Source organism: Verrucomicrobiota bacterium (assembly GCA_038744685.1).
Lineage (GTDB): Bacteria > Verrucomicrobiota > Verrucomicrobiia > Opitutales > Puniceicoccaceae > Puniceicoccus.
The window spans coordinates 188808-206032 of record JBCDMB010000004.1 but is presented as its reverse complement, the minus strand read 5'-3'; the positions used below and the strand labels follow the sequence as shown (position 1 = coordinate 206032).

Here is a 17225-nt window from a genome sequence, read left to right as displayed (position 1 = left end):
GCTTTTTGGTGTCGTCCACTCTCCAACTGATCAGGTTCAAATGCGCCCTAAGCTTACAAGCGACCTTCCGGTCGAAGAGTTCAAAGATTGGTATTGGAAAAAGGAGGAGTTAATCACTTTCTGCAAAGCCCATTCGATTCCTTCCAGCGGTTTGAAGCCAGAATTGGAGTTACGGATTGCGGCATTCTTAGCAAGAAAACCTCTGCCAGATCCCACGAGACCGAAAGCAGGCGAAAAGCTCCCTTCTGAACTTCGCTTGGAAACACTGATCGAAGAGGGTTGGAAGTGTAATCCTAAATTAGGAGCGTTCTTTAGGGAACATTGTGGTCCTTCTTTCAGGTTTAATCATAACGTTAGGCATTTCATCCATACACAGGTAGGAAGGAGTCTAGCTGAAGCCGTAGAGTGTTACCGGCAAACCAAGGGAAAACCACAGCCGCCGCTAGCGCAAAACGAGCTAAACGCCTTCATGAAATCCTTTTCCAATTCCAATCCAGGCGTCTCGAGGACAAAAATGATGCTGGAATGGGAACGGTTGAAAAAGACTCCTAGATCCCAGAGAAAATCGACCGAAGGAAATACAAGTGCCAAGAGTTGATCTGAGTATCGAAGCGATCTTTCTGCAAACGAAGTCGTTATACAGTCCATCGAAGAAGTGAAATTCAAAGAGTACAGTGTAGGCGATGACCTCTACAGGGATTCACTTCGACTTCGCGAGGAATGCCTTAGAATTCCCCTCGGCTTAAAACTGAGTGAAAGCGATAAAGCCAGAGATTCAGAACAGTTTCATTTCTGCCTTTTGGATGAACTCGAGATGATTGCCTCCATCTCGGTAGATCCTCTAAATAGGTTCTGCGTTCAATTCCGACAAATGGCTGTAAAGACAACTCGACAAGGAAGAGGTGTCGGAGCGCTTCTACTCACATTAGTGGAGAAGGAGATGGTGGAGAGAGGATACCAGAGGATCGTGATGGACGCTCGTGTTATGGCAGAAGCATTTTATGACAAACAGGGTTATCAAGCAGAAGGCGAACGGTTCAGCCGGGTAGGAATTGACCATATCCGGATGAGCAAAAAGATCTAACCATTCCCAATGAGTATTGCTCAGTCTTCGGCGAATCGAGAGACACTCCCGTCGGTCACGATTGGGAAAGACCTCAAACTTCTCGATACTTCGAAGGGGATAGGTAGCTACGAATCAGAGTATTTTGAGGGTATACTGAGGAGGTTTTGAGTATAGCGCCGCTGGTGAGTTCGGGACCCCATCGTCTCAATCAGGATTCATGTGGCATCCAATCAGCCAAACTCCCTCTGGACGCTACGGAATACGATGAAAAACTGCTAGGCTGGTGCAACTCACGTTTCAGCGAACCTTTACCCCGTTTCACATTTCTGCTAGCAATTTCGCGATGAAATTTATCGGCGTTTCTATTTTCCTCTGTCTACTTGCAGCTAGCCAAAGCCGAGGGCAAGTCTTTGCCGATGTCTCCACCACCTTAGGCGATTTTACCATCCAGCTCGACCATGGAAACGCGCCACTCGCTGTCGCCAATTTCGTTCGTCTATCGGAGGGCACCATTCCATGGCTCGATGAAGAGACTGGAGCAGTGAATATAGGGGTTCCCTACTACACGGGCATTGTATTCCACCGGGTGATTGCCGGCTTTGTCAGTCAAGTAGGCTCCCGGAACGGTCAGGGGACTGACGGGCCCGGCTACAACTTCCGGGATGAGGTGGACAATGGGCTGACCCATAACGCCGCTTATATCGTATCGATGGCCAATTCGGGTCCGAATACCAACGGGTCCCAGATCTTTATCACAGCGTCGGCCCAGCCGGGACTGGATGGAAAGCACACGGTCTTTGGAACGGTCACAGCCGGCCAATCGGTTTGTGATGCGATCAACGCGGTGGCAACGGACAGTTCCGACAAGCCCCTCACCCCTGTCGTCATCAACTCCATTACCGTTCGTAAAGAAGGAGGGGTATCTTTCGACGAAACTCTGGTCGCACTCCCCACCGTTGAAGCTTCTTCCGCGACTGTTCAACACGACGGCACAGGAGCCGCCCTTGAATTTCTACAGTCTCCTCGCAGCACAGCGAACGTATACCACTCCCCGGATTTAGAGAACTGGACTCCTTCGGAACGGTTTCTGGATGCGGAAGCATCTGCCGCGGTATCCATGGACTTCACAGTGCTGACAAACGGACAATCCAGATACTTTTTCCGCACAAGCGTGGCAACCTACCCGCCCGATGCCGTCTTTTCCCAGTCACTGGATAACCGGAACCTAAGTCTAACGTTGATTGTAGATGATGGTTCAAACACGAGCCTAGGGACCATTTCATACAGCTTTGATGATGTTGGGACGGGCACCTACACCTCAAGTGATTTGGGTTCGGGAAACATCACATCCTATACCTACACGCCGGATGGTTATGGCGGCAGTCTGCTAGTCTTTACCAACGGAATAGTTCCTATCCGTTTTCGACTGGGGCTTGATAACTTCAATACGAGTACCATTGCCGGTCGTTATACTGGAACAATTTTCGCCAATAACGGAAGCTTCCCCAGTAGAGGCACTTTCACTCTCACACGCTAAAAGCCAACTAACCGATGAAACGAATAGCCGTCCTACTCACACTCCTAGCAAGCGCGACTGTCGCCTTAGCCGCTGCTCCTCCCGGGGCCGAGGAGGAATCGGCTCGGCTCCTCCGGTCAATCGAGACGGGAGACTACAAACTGTTCCTGGAAATCAGCCAACCTGCTTTTCAAACAATCACAAAAAAGGACTTTGACTCAGTGGTGGCCCAACTTGAACCGAGAATGAAAGACGGATTTGAGGTCACTTATCTGGGAACCCTTGACCAGCAAGGTTTTGCTGTGACTCTCTGGAAACTGAAGTTCTCAAAAGGCGATGATGCGCTTGCTACACTAAGTATGAAAGATGGCAAAGTCGGCGGATACTGGATCCGATAAACACTCGAAAAAGCAATCCCGGTTTTTCGTTGGAATATCCCATTTAGGTTGAATCGAGAAACCGCACTCAAGAAAGCGGATGACATCGACACTCTCTGAAAAGCGTGAGAGAAGACTCAAAAGAGAGGCTTCGGACCAAGCCCGAAAGAGAAGTGCTCGTCGGCTAGCAATCCTTAGTTTCGTTCTTTCAATTTCGATCTACAAGGGCCTATACGCCTTCAGTTTGGCAGCAAACATAGAAGTCATTCCACTCAAGTGGATCATCACTATATTGGTCTTAGTCCTAGGAGGACTCGCTAACGTGTGGCACAAGAAATTCAATATGAGCATACAACATTCTGCAGGAGCTGTAGTATTTGGTTCGATGCTTTCGCTTTCACTTATATTGGCTATTGCAGTCGTTTCCGCGAACTCCGAACAATAGCGATTAAATGTCACTGAGTCGGGTATTATTCTCACTCAAAACACCACCTCTAACGCACAAATGACCCCAGCAAGATCAACCACTTGGAGAATCACATTCATCGCCTTCATCTGCATCGGAATCAGCGGCGCGAGTAGAGGAGGCATTACCGTCGGCATCGGTTCAGACCATCATGCCGAGACCGAGATTCCTACACAGTTCTATTTCATCCAAGAGTCGGAGGATACTCTTTTCCTAATGCCCCGAAAAGACGACCCAGAAGGACCTGCGTCAATACGGATTACGATGCTTAAGGACTTGGAAGAAAATGGTCTGAGTGAACCCGAAGCGAAAGACCTGCTTAAAACGGTAAATGAGACTAGAGATGTGTACCAACAGGGCGAAAACTGGTTCACCTTCAGAAACAGTAGCGACTCATCTCCCGATGGAATAGACTGGAACTACCGTCATTATGCGGTCTACGCAGACAACCTACTCCTCACGATCACCGTTCAGATTGAAGATGGAAGAGAGTCTGAACCCCAGGCGCGGGAGGCAGTGGGCGCCCTCAAAGGAATTATAGAGGCGTTAGCGAGAAATGAATCATCCAACAATCCGGACACTCTTTTTCGAGGAGATTATGATGATTCGCAAATGGAAGATGCTATGAGTTCTGCCAGATCGTCACTGGATACCTTTCGATCTGCGTTTCGTGACGGTGAAGGAGAGTTGTACTCAATCAAAGTAGCCATCCGGGATGGCGACAATATCGAATACTTCTGGCTGGTTGATGTAGAGATCCAAGGAACTGGATTCAAAGGGACCCTTGATAACGAACCACAGATCGTTTCCAACGTATCCTTCGGAGATAAGGTAACTGCAGAAGGTAACGATCTCTCCGATTGGCTCTACATCATTGACGGAAAGATGCACGGAAACTACACCATACGGGTTATGCTTCCGGGTATGCCACCTGAGGAAGCGGAGTTTTATGAATCCATTCTGGCGCCCCTACCTCAAACCCAACCATGAATCTTTTTCCCTCCTAATCACTTTGCTCCACCCTTGTCTACTCGCTGCCCACGCTCTTCACCAACGGCGGGGAGAGGGGTTTCTCGGGGGCGATTCGTTTCTCTTCAAGCTGGCGGAAATCCCTTCCAGTGATTAGAAACTAACTACCGACCACTATTAGGTCTACAAGAAGCTCGAAAAAACCTCTCTCCAGTTGCCAATCCTTCCTCACTCTTCCCCCACCCCGAAACAATCCGAAACCTCAATCAGAACCCGTCATGATTACAGAAATCACCTCGTTACTAGGCGATGAAGCGACAACACTGTTGGAGCACACATGCACTACTGTTGGAAAAGAAAGTCTTCATCTCCCCGGACCTGACTTTATTGACCGCATCCTTATCCATAGCGACCGATCCGAGAATGTTTTAAGAAACCTTCAATCGGTTTTCGATCACGGCCGTCTTGCGGGCACCGGATACCTATCGATACTTCCCGTCGACCAAGGGATCGAACATTCCGCGGGTGCCTCTTTTGCCCCAAATCCGATATATTTTGATTCCGAGAATATCGTTAAGTTGGCGATAGAAGGAGGCTGCAATGCGGTAGCTTCGACGTTAGGGGTCCTAGGATCAGTCTCGAGGAAATATGCTCACAAAATTCCGTTTCTCGTGAAGCTGAATCACAATGAGTTGCTGACCTACCCCAACACATTTGACCAGCGCATGTTCGCCTCCGCTGAACAAGCCAGCGACATGGGGGCAGCCGCGGTCGGAGCAACCATCTACTTTGGATCTGATGAATCCAATCGACAGATCGAAGAAGTTTCCCGGGCCTTCAGTCGTGCTCATGAGTTGGGAATGTTTACGGTTCTCTGGTGCTATTTGCGGAATAGTGCTTTCAAGAAGGACGGAGTCGACTATCACGTGGCCTCCGATTTGACGAGCCAAGCCAATCATTTGGGGGTCTCGATAGGAGCTGATATCATCAAGCAGAAGCAGCCCACGTGCAATGGTGGCTACACTGCCCTTCAGTTCGGAAAGACACATCCTTTCGTCTACGAGCGACTCACCACCGACCATCCGATTGATCTGACGAGGTATCAGGTAGTGAATTGCTACATGGGACGGATGGGATTGATCAATTCCGGAGGGGGAAGTGGCGAGAACGATTTACAACAAGCCGTTCGGACAGCAGTCATCAACAAGAGGGCTGGCGGTATGGGCTTAATCTCGGGAAGAAAAGCTTTCCAAAAACCCATGGCAGAAGGCGTCGCCCTTCTCCATGCAATTCAGGACGTCTACCTCGAAAACGAAGTGACCGTCGCATAGATAGCTCGATTTTTCCTGCGAAGATACAGCACCGTAGGAGGAGATGCGAGGATCGCTTATCAGCTGGCGAAAAAACTCAGAGGATTCGCAAAACTAGTGAATGTGATTGGCTAGGTCCAGCAGCCACCTAACGAAGGCGGTTATCAGCAAACCGAACATCATGACGGCGAAACCACCGGGAGTGCAGCAGTTGATGATCAATGGAGAGTGCTTTTGCTCATGCAAAGTTCCCATGAAGAGAAAGACTCCAGCAGCCAGAGAGAGTACAAACGCTTTCACTGCATTAGCGCTCTCGCCCGTCAGGTACAAGTGAAGTTGATCGCCTAAAACAATTCCGAGAGGAGTTGCACAGGCAAACGCGATGTAAGCGACTAACACCTGCCAAAACTTCATCGTGCTCCGCATCATCGCCAGAGCGAGGGCGAACCCAGCCGATCCCTTATGAGCTAGGATCGCGACCAGAATGATCACCGCCTCGGGTATATCGCTGATTCCCAGTGCCGTCCCCAGTAAAAAAGAAGGGATACCAATCATGATCGTCATCACGATTGGAAAGAGCGCTGGAGAGGGCGAATCCTCAGAATCAACTGGATTTCCTCGACGACCAAAGTGTTCAAGGAGGAGGAGCAGGACAAACGCAAGCAGCGCAACAAAGGATGCTAGCGGGTAGTTTAGGTTGGGTAAGGATTTCTGGAACAAACCCATCCCGTTCGGAAGCATGATCAGGAGTGACAGAGCAAGAAAGACTCCCGCTGCAAAAGCCGAACCCAGTTGAAACCGTCCTGCAGCTGTCTTCCCGAAAAAAACCGGAAGAGAGCCGCAGCCCAAAGTCATGCCGAGTATCAGGACTATGGATAAAACATCGAAGCCAGTCATACCCTAGAAAATCGATCAAAAAGTTCGCCCATCAGGAAACATAACGCTTCAACACCGTGAGTAATTCCTTCAGGTGGCGTTCGGAATCCTCTGCGCTCGATGCTCCTTCTACACAATGCGATACGTGTTCCGAAATGAGAACCTCCGCCAAAGACTTGAGAGCCCCTCTCGCTGCAATGACTTGGGTCAAAATGGCGGTGCACTCCTCCTGTTCGCCAATCATACGTTCAATTCCCCTCACCTGACCGGCAATCCGTCGGACACGGGAAAGCTGATTTTGATAGTCTGGACTGTCCTCTGACATAGACAGAAAATACCCTGATCGAACTCAACAGAGCAAGTGCAGGAACAGAATTTCCTTGCGGTAAAAAATTCGCTTTTCCCTCTTGAAACATATACCCTATAGGGGTATATTGACATTGAATCTTAAACCAAGGAATAACATGCCAAGTTGTCACGAAATGGAACCAAATGAAGAATATGTCTGTGCCTCGTGCGGATTTGAGATCGTTGTCCAGAAGGGTTGCACCTGCGAGCCTGACTGCAGCGACTGCAGCCCGAGTGAATTCTCGTGCTGCGATCAGCCTATGGCCAAAAAGGAAGGCTAACGAACAGACATCTTATTCTCTGAATCAACCCGCGTTCTCAAGAAATTGACGACGCGGGTTTTTTTGTGAGCCAGCCCTCCGAGACCACGAGGTAACGGCTACAGGACATCGGGTGAATTAGGACTAGATGGTAAGCAAAACTGGAAAACACCCTGGATTTGGAAGTTACGATTTGACCCTGATCCCTTGCCGGTGGGATCATCGAGGTCTTTCTTGTCACTCCGTCCTTACAATCGATCTCCACGACGCTGCGAAAACCCTTACCGCTCACCATGCCCAAAAATCTGCCACCACTGACTCGCCGTTCATTCCTCAAAAGTACCGCCGCATTGGGAGCATTTACATTTCTACCGTCTTCCGTTGTTCTTGGCAGCCGATCTAAGGCTGGTGTCGGCCCAAACGAAAAGATCAACCTCGCTGCTATTGGAATCGGGAATCAGGGTGGACGCGATCTGATGACGCTCTACAATTCAGGGCTTTGCAATGTGGTTGCACTTTGCGACGTGGACATGGAGGGCAGGCACACTCACGAAGCCCGCTATATCTTCGGTCTTACTGAAAAACCACCCGAGGTAACAGGCGACCAAGAGCCTCTAAGGAAAAGTCCTCAAAAAGCCCGCGGATTTACTGACTTTCGCCGAATGTTTGACGACATGGGCGGCGAGATCGATGCGGTTCTTGTGGCCACCCCGGATCACTCCCATTTTCCTGCAGCCGTTCAGGCCATCCAAATGGGAATCCATGTCTTCGTGGAGAAGCCTTTGGCTCATACCTTCGGTCAATGTGAACGGTTGATCCAAAATGCTGAGAACCACCCGAAAGTAGTTACGCAGATGGGAAACCAGGGTTTTTCCGGCGGAAACTATTTTCAGTTCAAGGCGTGGTACGAAGCGGGTATCATTCGCGATATTACCCGGATCACCGCCCACATGAACAATCCCAGAAGGTGGCACGGTTGGGGACCTGCCACTACCACCTTCCCTACCGACCCAAAACCACCGGGACTGGATTGGGAACTATGGCTCGATTGTGTTGCCGTCAACGCACCCTTCAGCAAGCGACTTCACCCGCAGGAATGGCGCAGCTGGTATGATTTCGGAGGGGGTTGCTTCGGAGACTGGGGACCGCACCTCCTTGATTCGTGCCATCACTTTCTCAAGCTCGGTCTTCCCGAGAAAGTAACCCCGATTGAGTTGGGGGGAGTGAACCCGTCTAATCTCGTTTATCCCGAGGCTTCGACGATTCGCATGGACTTCCCTGCTCGCGGCCCCGGCCTTCCGGCCTGTGAGGTCACATGGTATGACGGAGTCAAGAACAAGCCTAGCCTGGAAAAGGAGCACACGAACAGCGGGGAGCCAGAGACTCTGAATCGCCCAGGGAAGGTTCTTTACGGAAATGACGTGGTTTTTCAGGGAAATAGCCATGGAAGTGTACTACGGATTGTTCCTGAGGAGAAGATGATCTCCATGCGCTCCGAGCTGCCACAGTTCTCTCAAAAGAATTCCAATCACTACACCAATTTTCTTCTAGCGTGTAAGGGAGAAGAAGAGGCGCGGTCACCGTTCCAAGTTTCCGGTCCTCTTTGCCAGCTCTTTTGCCTCGGAGTAATCAGCCAGCGCCTTGGAAAGGAGATCACCTTTAATCGCGAGAAGAAGGAGATTGTTAATGACCCTGTAGCTAGCGCACTTCTTGACCCGGCACCTCGTAAAGGGTGGGAGCAGTATTATTCCATGTAAGAAAAGCCTCTAACCGGATCTCAAATGAAAGCACGTCTACTTTTCCTATCACTCCTCCCGGCGTTTGCCGTTCCCAATCTTCACTTCGGCGGGACGGTGTCGGAAGACCAGCAGCAGTATGTCAAGCGGTATGCGAAACAAAAAAATGTTCCCGAGCCCGCTGAGATGCTGATCAACACCGACCCGGAGCCAAGTCTGGATGAGGGTTTCGTAGATTTATACAATGGAGAGAATCTCGATGGCTGGGTGTCCCGCGGCGGATTCTGCACCTTTGAACCTAAGGGAGAAGCCATTGTAGGAACGACCGTTCAAGGATCCCCCAATACTTTCCTCTGCACCACTAGGAGTGATTACTCCAACTTCATTTTTTCAGTCGAACTAAAATGGATTGTGGAAGGAAACTCCGGCATCATGTTTCGTGCCCGATCCAAAGAGGTTGACGGAGGAGAGCGGGTATTTGGTCCGCAGTGTGAAATGGAGGGGACGACTGGCCAACGTAGATGGTCAGGAGGGATTTTTGGAGAGGGCGCTGGTGGCTGGTTTTACCCTCTTTGGCTCGAAGCCCATAGCGAGGCTCGTAACGCAATCGATGCCGAAGGTTGGAACCGGGTAACCATTCAAGCCATCGGGTCCAACGTGAAAACATGGATCAACGGAGTTCCGGCAGCCAACTGGGAGAACGAAGAGTATCTGGAGGGGTTTTTTGGACTACAGGTCCATTCAGGAAGACAGGGACAGATCGAATTCCGAAACATTAAGGTGAAAGAACTGCCCAGCGAAGTGGCCAAAAATCTTTCAGAGTGGAAAGATCTTTTTGGAGCTGGCGACTTTTCCCTTTGGTCGCGGGTGAACGGTGATCCGGTCTCGGTTGGCTGGAGTCTGGAAGACGGCGTCATCCATCGATCCGGTTTTCTTCCAGGAGGTATTGTGACGAAGAAGGAGTACAAGAACTTCGAACTTCTGGCGGACTGGAAAATCTCCGAAGGAGGAAATAGCGGGATCAAGTATCGGACTCGCGGCCGTGTAGGTATGGAATATCAAATCTTGGATGACCTCCGTCACAAAGATGGAAAAAACCCACTTCACGAAGCGGGAAGTCTCTACGACTTGGTCGGACCGGGAGAAGGGAAGAGCCTTAACCCGGCTGGTGAGTGGAACCACAGCAGAATTTTGGCACGAGAGAATCACGTCGAGCACTGGCTAAACGGGAGGAAAGTCGTTTCCATCCAAATTGGTTCAGAAGATTGGAATGAACGCCTTCAGGACAGCAAGTTCAGGAAAAACGATGGCTTTGGAACTTGGACCGGGCCCATCCTTCTTCAGGATCACATGGATTCCGTATGGTTTCGCAATGTTCTCGTTCGTGAGATCTAGTCTTAAAGGAACGAAAACCCGTACTTCGACCCGTCTCTGCCATGACAAGTGAGACAGATCAATTGAGGGAGATTGAGAGCCGAAATTTTCTCGGCCAACTTGCCGGTTATGCAAAACTGAGTGGCCCAGGCTGGCTGCAAGCCGCGGTCACTCTCGGGGGCGGATCGCTCGCAGGAGCTCTCTACCTCGGGGTTATTGCCGGCTACTCGCTTATGTGGCTTCAACCGCTTGCAATGCTCTGCGGCGTGATCATGCTCGGGGCGTTGGCGCACGTTACCCTCAGCAGTAGCAACACCCCCTTTGACAGTGTAAATCGTCACATATCTCCGGTTCTTGCCTGGGGTTGGCTACTAGCTACCGTCCTCGCAGATATTGTCTTTTGCACGGCCCAAGCATCCCTGGGAGTCGCTACCCTCCGTCAGAATCTTGGGCTGGCTGGGGTCAACCCGTATATCATCACAGCCGCGCTCTCATTGATTGCCTTCTCTTCCGCAACTCTCTACGCGCTGGGGAGCTCGGCGATGGCAAAGCTCGAGTTAATCCTGAAGATTCTTGTAGCTATGGTGATGATCTCTTTTGCCGCTTCTGCCGGCGTTCTTCTTTTTAACGGAAGGATCGATCTCACGGCTCTTTTTCAGGGATTCATCCCAAATCCGAGTGCTTTGTTTCGACCCGCCGGCTCACTCGATGAGATGATCGCCGCGACTGGTGAAGCTGCGACCTTCTGGAATCAGTATGTGATCGATCAGCAGAGAGACCGTGTAATAGCTGCTTTCGGGACTGCTGTAGGCATCAACATGGTATTTCTGCTCCCCTACACGATTATCAAAAGGGGTTGGACGAAGGCCCACCGTCGACTGTCCCGCTTTGACCTGGTCCTTGCCCTCTTCTTCCCTTTCTCGATTGCCACCGCACTTTTAGTCATTTCGTCGGCATCTGCTTTCCACGCAAACGACAACGGGGTGCTGGATGAAGAAGGCAACCCGCTTCCCAGCCTTGAAGCCGGCTATTACAAGATCCTTGATGCCCGCCTTGAAAGTGAAGGGATAGTTTCGGAATCGACAACCGAACAGCGCCTCCTTGCCAATCAATTGCCTCTGACTGAGCGGCAGCTGGCGGCAGCGCTTACCAATCGTGATGCCAAGCAGCTCGCTGCTACCCTAAGTCCTCTTATGGGAAGTAGAGCTGCCAATCTGGTCTTTGGTGTGGGAATCCTGTCGATGGCCCTTTCTACCATGATGGTCCATATGCTGATGAATGGTTTTGCGATCTCGCAGGCAGTCGGAAAGCTGGGTGCCCCCCTACCCTTTATTGTTGGCGCAGCCATGCCTGCAATACTCGCGATATTTGCTCCGCTCGCGTGGACAGGTGGTTCGAAGACAGCCCTCCTGATTCCAGCAGCGGTGATCGCAACCGTTTTTCTCCCTATTGCGTATCTGGCCATCCTTTTGTTGATCAACAGTAGGTCGGTTCTCTTGGAAAAGGACAGACCCTCACTTTTAGTAAATCTCTTAATGGTGCTTTCGGCTGGAGTGGCCTGTTTTGCTTCGACGTGGTTACTCATCAATCGTGGTCCGTTTGGGTGGGTGGGACTAGCCGGACTAGTTGTCCTCGCGATTATCGGTATCGCCGGTTTCGTAAGGAAACAAAGCGGGTTTTCCGGAACCCTATCAAAGTGACTTCAAGATGAATTTTGGAATTATTGGCGCTGGTATGATCAGCGAGTTTCACGCCCAGGCGATTCAAGCAATCCCGGATGCCTCTCTGCTTGGATTTTTCAACCACAGAACAGAAAAGGCATCTGCTCTTGGTGAAAAATTCGGTGCTCGTTCCTACCCCACTTTGGGAGAAATGCTCAAAGATCCTAAAATAGATATAGTCACGATAGCCACTCCATCCGGTGCACACCTCGAACCTGCGAGGGAAGCAATCCGTGCAGGGAAACACGTCATTGTCGAGAAACCTCTCGAGATTACCACAGAGCGTATCGACGAAATGACTACTGCCGCTAAGGAACATGGCGTGACCCTCGCCGCTATATTGAACCGACGCTTCCATCCCGCAATGGACCTCCTAAAATCGGCTGTAAAAAGTGGCCGGTTTGGGACCCTTACCTCAGCCTCTGCCTACATCAAGTGGTATCGAAGCCAGGACTACTACGATTCTGCGGGCTGGCGGGGCACTTGGGCACTTGACGGTGGCGGAGCACTCATGAACCAGGGAATTCATACTATTGACGCCCTTCTTCATCTGGCTGGCCCTGTGAAATCAGTGCAGGCGAGCACCGATTGTATGGCCCACACCGGAATCGAGGTGGAAGACACTGCTGCCGCTCTCCTTGTTTTCAAAAACGGTGCTCATGGTGTGATTGAGGGTAGTACCTGTGCATGGTCAAAGTCCGGACACCCTGCCCGTATACAGCTGGCCGGAACGCACGGCTCAGTTTTCATGGCCGACGAGTCTTTTGAGGTCTGGGAATTTCTTGAGGAAACCGAGGACGACGAGAGGATACGGAATCAGCACTCAACTAGTGCGGGTCCCGCAATGGGCGCCGCGGATCCAAAGGCCATTGGTTACGGGCAACATCAAAGAAACTTTGAGGAAGTCATTACTTCGATCAAGCGTGGTGTGCCACCAGTCACCTCTCCAGAGGAAGCCCGAAAAAGTGTTGAGCTTATTCAGGCAATTTACCAATCCGCTCGAGAAGGTGGCAGAAAAATCGAACTCTAGCATGGTTGTGCCTCAACTTTCCTCTCGACTATGTAACGAGCAACCAGATCAAGCGGTTCCGAGCCCAAGACCTTTTTGGAATCCGGGTGCAAACTCGATACGGGGTTTATGTCTATAAAAACGGGTCGTTCCTCTTGATTGAGCATATATTCAATAGCACCAATCTCCATACCCATCTCACGCGCTATTCGTAAAATAGGTTCTTTGACTCTCACTGAGACTTGCTCCTCTTGGAGGACTGACGTCTCGTCAGTTGCCTTAGCAAGACAGTAGTTGAAGTTCCCCTCATCCAGTGGCGAAACGGCCTCGTAGAGAATCCGGTCCCCTAGAAGCTCAACTCGGTGAACCGCATTATCTACGGCAACGATCTTCTCCTGTTCGATCCATCCTTTTCCAACCAGTTCAGGTCGGATTGGATCACCGACTCCCAACTCCTCGATACCTTTTCCAAAACCTCCCGCCGGAGGCTTGAGAAGAACCGGAATTTCCGGAAAACTTCGCTCACCGTTTTCAATCAGTGCAGTCCTCGGAGTCCTAACCTCCATCGACTCAAAGAGTTGATGCTGTCGAAACTTACTCCACCCAATTTCAAGGCAGAGCGATCCATTGATCACCCGAGATCCCACCTTTTCGTTCTTGAGGAGAAACTCAAAAAGTTCATTGGCATATTCTGGCGCCCTCCGAATCACTGCGGTAGACAGTCGATTCACCACCACGTCAGCACCTTCTTCCCAGCCCCTCTCTTCGACTATGGAAACCGTAGCACCAACTTTTTCAAGAGCATTGGCCAATGGCCTCACCCAAACGGGAATGTCAGTTAAGAGAGCAACGTGCATGGTGAAATCACAGTTATCGAGAACGAAGAGAAGCAGAAGTCAGACAAAGGCTAGGAGCCAATGCACTTTCTAATTCCTCGACTCGTGTACCAAAAATAAAGTGACAGTTTTGACACACGCTGCAACAGGCTTGAGCCCTAGCTTATCCTGAAGACCATGCGCCTTTGAAACTCGAACCCTCCTGAGCTTTTAGAGAAACTAGACCGAACCAGATTACTAAAAAAGAACACCAGCCTACCCAACGCACTTACGCTGTGCTGTTAAGCACAATGAGGAGTGGCTCAACCCTTTTGAAGGCCCTTCTCGCAACAGCAGATGATGTCGCGCATCTGCCTGAAATTGATTTTCAGAAAACCCTGATACAGCCTAAATGCCTACATGAGCTCGAGAGGACTGCAAGCGAACCAATCCTCCTGCTAAAACGGCCCTGCTGGTTCAATGAGACAAAGACTTACCCAAGGATTCCGGACCTTCCGCCGGTCCGGTGCATCGTTCTAATCCGAGACGCCTATGAAACCGTTCGATCTGTCGGACGTATGCTTATCGGCCGTTCATTTGACCGCCTCCCTGGTGCCTGGGGCTACAGATGGATCGCTCTTCGTTACTGGGCTCCCGTCACTCAGTCACTTTTAGAGACTCACGAAGCTCGTCCTTCCATGTCGATCCTCACCCGTTACGAAGCTCTAATGGAGCAACCTGAAGAACAAACCGTTCGTATCTTCAACTTTCTCGGGTCTGAAAAGACAGTCGGGACCCGTTCCTACGAAACCCCAGAGAATTTTAGGTGGAAGTGGGGATCTGACGATGGAAGCGCCAGAATCCGGACGAAAACAGTCCAACCCCCACGAACGCACACCGAAAAAGACCTCGCTCTAAAGGCAAAGATCAACTCTTTACCACCTATCCAAAGACTTCGAGAAAAGGCCGGCCTGACAGACTATCCATAGAAGAGAATGTTTATCTCCAAAGCTCCTCCGTTCTCGGGTCTGGTTCAAAAAAAACGAGCAAGAAAGACGGTCTATTCCTTAGGCCCACAGTCACTGATTGCTTCTTCGTAGAGGGTCACCAAACGATCCGTAATCAGGGTAAGATCATGTTCTTTTGCACACCGCAAAGCGCCAGCCGCCCACGATTCTTGTAGTTCATGATTGGTTAAAATCTCACTCATCGCTGTCGCAAGACTCTCAGCACTCTTCGGCTCAACCAGTCGCCCGTTCAAGTCATCAAGAATCAACTCGGGAAGTCCTTTTGAACGAGGGCCTATTAAAGGTAGCCCGAAAGAAAGTGCCTCCAAAATACTCACTGGCTGATTCTCAGTTGTGCTCGCCGTTACAAACACATCCCCCAACCGGTAGTAGTTTTCCCGGATCAGTTGATGATTAGGGATTGGTCCCGTGAACTGAATTGCCTTCCCTGAATCAGAATTGGTAGCCAGCTCCCTAAGCTCATTTTCTTGCGGTCCCCCGCCCACAATCAGTAACCGGGCTTCTGGATGAGCCTTCCATACCGTATCGAAGGCACGAATCACCAAGTCGATTGATTTCTCGTGAGAAACTCGACCCACATACACGAAAGTAAACCCTTCCAAACCCATTTCCTTGCGGCGAAGAGCCATCTGCTGAGCCGGCAAAAATTGTGGCGGAAGAATTCCATTCGAGACCTTCTCAAGGCGACACCTCGCACCTCGTCCAGCCAAACTATCATGAACCGCTTTTGATGGAGTGAGAACCGTGTGACATCGATTGAAAAAGCCCACAGAGTAACGCCAGAGCATCTCACGGGTGATCTTACAGTTCGGCACAGGAAAGTGTTTTAAATACTCCGGCTCAGCAAAAAACGTGTGGAAGGTTCCTACAAGAGGTACCCGACGTAACCGTGCCATGGCTAACCCCTCCCATCCTGTGCCAAATTCCGTATGCACATGGATTACTTCGGGATCGATCTTTCTTAGCTTTCGCCAGGTTGCAAAAAACGTCGGACAGGCCAGTCGCAAGTACGCAAAAGCGCGATGAGGAATCGTGAGCGGAGTATCGAAGACTCGAATGGATGGATCCAATCCGGGAACCGCCTCGCGGACCCCGCTCCGCGACGGGCGGGGACGAACGATGGACACTTCATGGCCAGCTGAAGTAAGAGCATTCGCCTGTTGAAGGATCGCAATTGAAACTCCCGATATGTAGGGATGGAAACTATCCGAGAAAATACTGATCCGCATAAAAGCAAAGGCAACCCACCGACCTCTACAGGTTGCTCTAACGAAGAAGTATCGTCCACCGAATTTGCCCTCAGCTATCTAACGATTTCGTCACATATGAAACCGATTGAGCGCAAACCATGGTAGCGCGGATTGGCCTCAATCGGCAAACGGTGGTTGGTTAGAGCCCGCAGATGGACGTTCACCTTTCTGGTCCTGCGTGCCGTTGGTGCCCAACGGCGCTACCGTTTCAAAGCTTGCGATAGCAGGCCCCTCCAACGACGCTACTGGCATGGCTACCTTCGTCTTGGTTCATGGGGGATACATGGACTCCGCAACATGGAACCAACTGACGCACTCCAATGACTATCCCAAAGGCGAGCGGTTAGGAGGATCTTGCTGGCGGTTAACAGAAACTCTCCTTCTAAACGCCGGACACAGCGTCTACGCCCCAGATCTACTGGACGAGTATTCCCACAGCCTCACTGAACATGTGAACCAGGTCTGTGACATTATTTCCCAGGAAGACCTCCATGGCATCGTGCTTGTTGGTCACAGTTACGGAGGGATGGTCATCACGGGTATTGCTGCCCAAGTGCCGGAACGTATCCGCCAAATGGTCTACCTCGAAGCGAATGTTCCCGATCCGGGACAGTCTCTTTTCGACATTCTCGGATTGGCCGGCTTCGAGCCAGAGAAGGTAATCGAAGGAACGCCTTCCGCCTACGTAGAAAAGATCTCCTACAATCCCGAGGCTCTTGAACGACTTGATAGGTCTTACATACGCTGCACCGAGAGCGACTTCTTATCCGTCACCGAAATCATGGTTCGCAAGATCGACTTCGACCGCGGCGATTGGAAATATTTCGAGCTGCCAACCAGCCACTCTGCCCAGGTGACGATGCCAGCGGGGCTAAACGACATCCTACAAAGTCTAATTGTCCAACAGAGTAAGTGACAGAAATGATTGGGAATTAGGGGTTCGCCGACGGAGATAGAACTGTGCAGTCTTACGATTCTGTCACAATCGCGAGTAGGTGATTTGTTCTGTTCGTCGAAGAGGCAGTTCACTCGTGAGTAGCGTCCATTTTCGATAAACATCTTTGCAACGAGAAGTAATGCGACCGATTTGTATCATGGGAGGTT

The 17225-nt window shown here is 50.7% G+C and carries 16 protein-coding genes; 12 read left to right on the top strand and 4 right to left on the bottom strand.

The genetic code is table 11. The annotated features are described in order from the left end of the window. Positions 1-655 precede the first annotated feature (655 nt). The 6 genes from AAGJ81_04435 (at position 656) to AAGJ81_04410 (ending at position 5725) form a co-directional block, all read left to right on the top strand. Positions 656-1084, top strand: a complete 429-nt coding sequence (locus AAGJ81_04435; protein MEM0965387.1) for a GNAT family N-acetyltransferase — start codon at positions 656-658, stop codon at positions 1082-1084. A gap of 325 nt (positions 1085-1409) precedes the next feature. Then, positions 1410-2603 (top strand): peptidylprolyl isomerase, encoded by a 1194-nt coding sequence (locus AAGJ81_04430; GenBank protein MEM0965386.1) that lies wholly within the window; start codon positions 1410-1412, stop codon positions 2601-2603. 14 nt (positions 2604-2617) lie between these two features. Next, entirely contained in the window at positions 2618-2980 is a 363-nt protein-coding gene (locus tag AAGJ81_04425; GenBank protein ID MEM0965385.1) for a hypothetical protein, read from the top strand. A 79-nt stretch (positions 2981-3059) separates the two neighbouring features. After that, on the top strand, positions 3060-3404 hold the full coding sequence (locus tag AAGJ81_04420) for a hypothetical protein (GenBank protein MEM0965384.1): 345 nt from the start codon (positions 3060-3062) through the stop codon (positions 3402-3404). Positions 3405-3464: 60 nt separating this feature from the next. Continuing rightward, the gene (locus AAGJ81_04415; GenBank protein ID MEM0965383.1) at positions 3465-4415 is read left to right on the top strand and encodes a DUF2314 domain-containing protein; all 951 of its coding nucleotides are present in this window, start codon (positions 3465-3467) and stop codon (positions 4413-4415) included. A gap of 260 nt (positions 4416-4675) precedes the next feature. Next, positions 4676-5725, top strand: a complete 1050-nt coding sequence (locus AAGJ81_04410; protein MEM0965382.1) for a class I fructose-bisphosphate aldolase — start codon at positions 4676-4678, stop codon at positions 5723-5725. A 93-nt stretch (positions 5726-5818) separates the two neighbouring features. On the opposite strand, the gene AAGJ81_04405 is transcribed toward AAGJ81_04410, so the two are convergent. Together AAGJ81_04405 and AAGJ81_04400 are read right to left on the bottom strand one after the other, a co-directional pair. Further along, positions 5819-6601, bottom strand: a complete 783-nt coding sequence (locus AAGJ81_04405) for a ZIP family metal transporter (protein ID MEM0965381.1) — start codon at positions 6599-6601, stop codon at positions 5819-5821. Positions 6602-6632: 31 nt separating this feature from the next. Continuing rightward, positions 6633-6905 carry a metal-sensitive transcriptional regulator gene (locus AAGJ81_04400; GenBank protein ID MEM0965380.1) on the bottom strand — a complete coding sequence of 91 codons (273 nt, stop codon included), beginning with the start codon at positions 6903-6905 and terminating at the stop codon, positions 6633-6635. Positions 6906-7481: 576 nt separating this feature from the next. On the opposite strand from AAGJ81_04400, the gene AAGJ81_04395 reads away from it, so the two are divergent. The 4 genes from AAGJ81_04395 to AAGJ81_04380 are packed head-to-tail and all read left to right on the top strand — an operon-like array spanning position 7482 to position 13049. After that, on the top strand, positions 7482-8945 hold the full coding sequence (locus AAGJ81_04395; protein ID MEM0965379.1) for a Gfo/Idh/MocA family oxidoreductase: 1464 nt from the start codon (positions 7482-7484) through the stop codon (positions 8943-8945). Positions 8946-8969: 24 nt separating this feature from the next. Then, positions 8970-10319 (top strand): DUF1080 domain-containing protein, encoded by a 1350-nt coding sequence (locus tag AAGJ81_04390; protein MEM0965378.1) that lies wholly within the window; start codon positions 8970-8972, stop codon positions 10317-10319. A gap of 41 nt (positions 10320-10360) precedes the next feature. Then, on the top strand, positions 10361-11998 hold the full coding sequence (locus AAGJ81_04385; protein MEM0965377.1) for a divalent metal cation transporter: 1638 nt from the start codon (positions 10361-10363) through the stop codon (positions 11996-11998). Positions 11999-12005: 7 nt separating this feature from the next. Beyond that, positions 12006-13049 (top strand): Gfo/Idh/MocA family oxidoreductase, encoded by a 1044-nt coding sequence (locus AAGJ81_04380; GenBank protein MEM0965376.1) that lies wholly within the window; start codon positions 12006-12008, stop codon positions 13047-13049. Here AAGJ81_04380 and AAGJ81_04375 read toward each other — a convergent pair. Next, positions 13046-13885 carry a hypothetical protein gene (locus tag AAGJ81_04375; GenBank protein ID MEM0965375.1) on the bottom strand — a complete coding sequence of 280 codons (840 nt, stop codon included), beginning with the start codon at positions 13883-13885 and terminating at the stop codon, positions 13046-13048. The two genes, AAGJ81_04380 and AAGJ81_04375, sit on opposite strands and share 4 nt — an antisense overlap. Positions 13886-14154: 269 nt before the next feature. Between AAGJ81_04375 and AAGJ81_04370 the strand changes: the two genes are divergently transcribed. After that, positions 14155-14832, top strand: a complete 678-nt coding sequence (locus tag AAGJ81_04370; GenBank protein ID MEM0965374.1) for a hypothetical protein — start codon at positions 14155-14157, stop codon at positions 14830-14832. Between the two features lie 71 nt (positions 14833-14903). Here the strand turns inward: AAGJ81_04370 and AAGJ81_04365 are convergent, their stop codons facing one another. Further along, a complete protein-coding gene (locus tag AAGJ81_04365) occupies positions 14904-16100 on the bottom strand; it encodes a glycosyltransferase (protein ID MEM0965373.1) in 1197 nt (398 codons plus the stop codon). Between the two features lie 106 nt (positions 16101-16206). Here AAGJ81_04365 and AAGJ81_04360 point away from each other — a divergent pair, with 106 nt between their 5' ends. Then, the gene (locus AAGJ81_04360; protein ID MEM0965372.1) at positions 16207-17037 is read left to right on the top strand and encodes an alpha/beta hydrolase; all 831 of its coding nucleotides are present in this window, start codon (positions 16207-16209) and stop codon (positions 17035-17037) included. Positions 17038-17225 lie beyond the last annotated feature (188 nt).

Excerpts from the sequence above, each read along its gene's own strand:
- AAGJ81_04430 (MEM0965386.1), top strand. The coding sequence starts at position 1,410 with ATGAAATTTATCGGCGTTTCTATTTTCCTCTGTCTACTTGCAGCTAGC.
- AAGJ81_04425 (MEM0965385.1), top strand. The coding sequence starts at position 2,618 with ATGAAACGAATAGCCGTCCTACTCACACTCCTAGCAAGCGCGACTGTC.
- AAGJ81_04420 (MEM0965384.1), top strand. The coding sequence starts at position 3,060 with ATGACATCGACACTCTCTGAAAAGCGTGAGAGAAGACTCAAAAGAGAG.
- AAGJ81_04415 (MEM0965383.1), top strand. The coding sequence starts at position 3,465 with ATGACCCCAGCAAGATCAACCACTTGGAGAATCACATTCATCGCCTTC.
- AAGJ81_04405 (MEM0965381.1), bottom strand. The coding sequence starts at position 6,601 with ATGACTGGCTTCGATGTTTTATCCATAGTCCTGATACTCGGCATGACT.
- AAGJ81_04400 (MEM0965380.1), bottom strand. The coding sequence starts at position 6,905 with ATGTCAGAGGACAGTCCAGACTATCAAAATCAGCTTTCCCGTGTCCGA.
- AAGJ81_04395 (MEM0965379.1), top strand. The coding sequence starts at position 7,482 with ATGCCCAAAAATCTGCCACCACTGACTCGCCGTTCATTCCTCAAAAGT.
- AAGJ81_04390 (MEM0965378.1), top strand. The coding sequence starts at position 8,970 with ATGAAAGCACGTCTACTTTTCCTATCACTCCTCCCGGCGTTTGCCGTT.
- AAGJ81_04385 (MEM0965377.1), top strand. The coding sequence starts at position 10,361 with ATGACAAGTGAGACAGATCAATTGAGGGAGATTGAGAGCCGAAATTTT.
- AAGJ81_04380 (MEM0965376.1), top strand. The coding sequence starts at position 12,006 with ATGAATTTTGGAATTATTGGCGCTGGTATGATCAGCGAGTTTCACGCC.
- AAGJ81_04375 (MEM0965375.1), bottom strand. The coding sequence starts at position 13,885 with ATGCACGTTGCTCTCTTAACTGACATTCCCGTTTGGGTGAGGCCATTG.
- AAGJ81_04370 (MEM0965374.1), top strand. The coding sequence starts at position 14,155 with ATGAGGAGTGGCTCAACCCTTTTGAAGGCCCTTCTCGCAACAGCAGAT.
- AAGJ81_04365 (MEM0965373.1), bottom strand. The coding sequence starts at position 16,100 with ATGCGGATCAGTATTTTCTCGGATAGTTTCCATCCCTACATATCGGGA.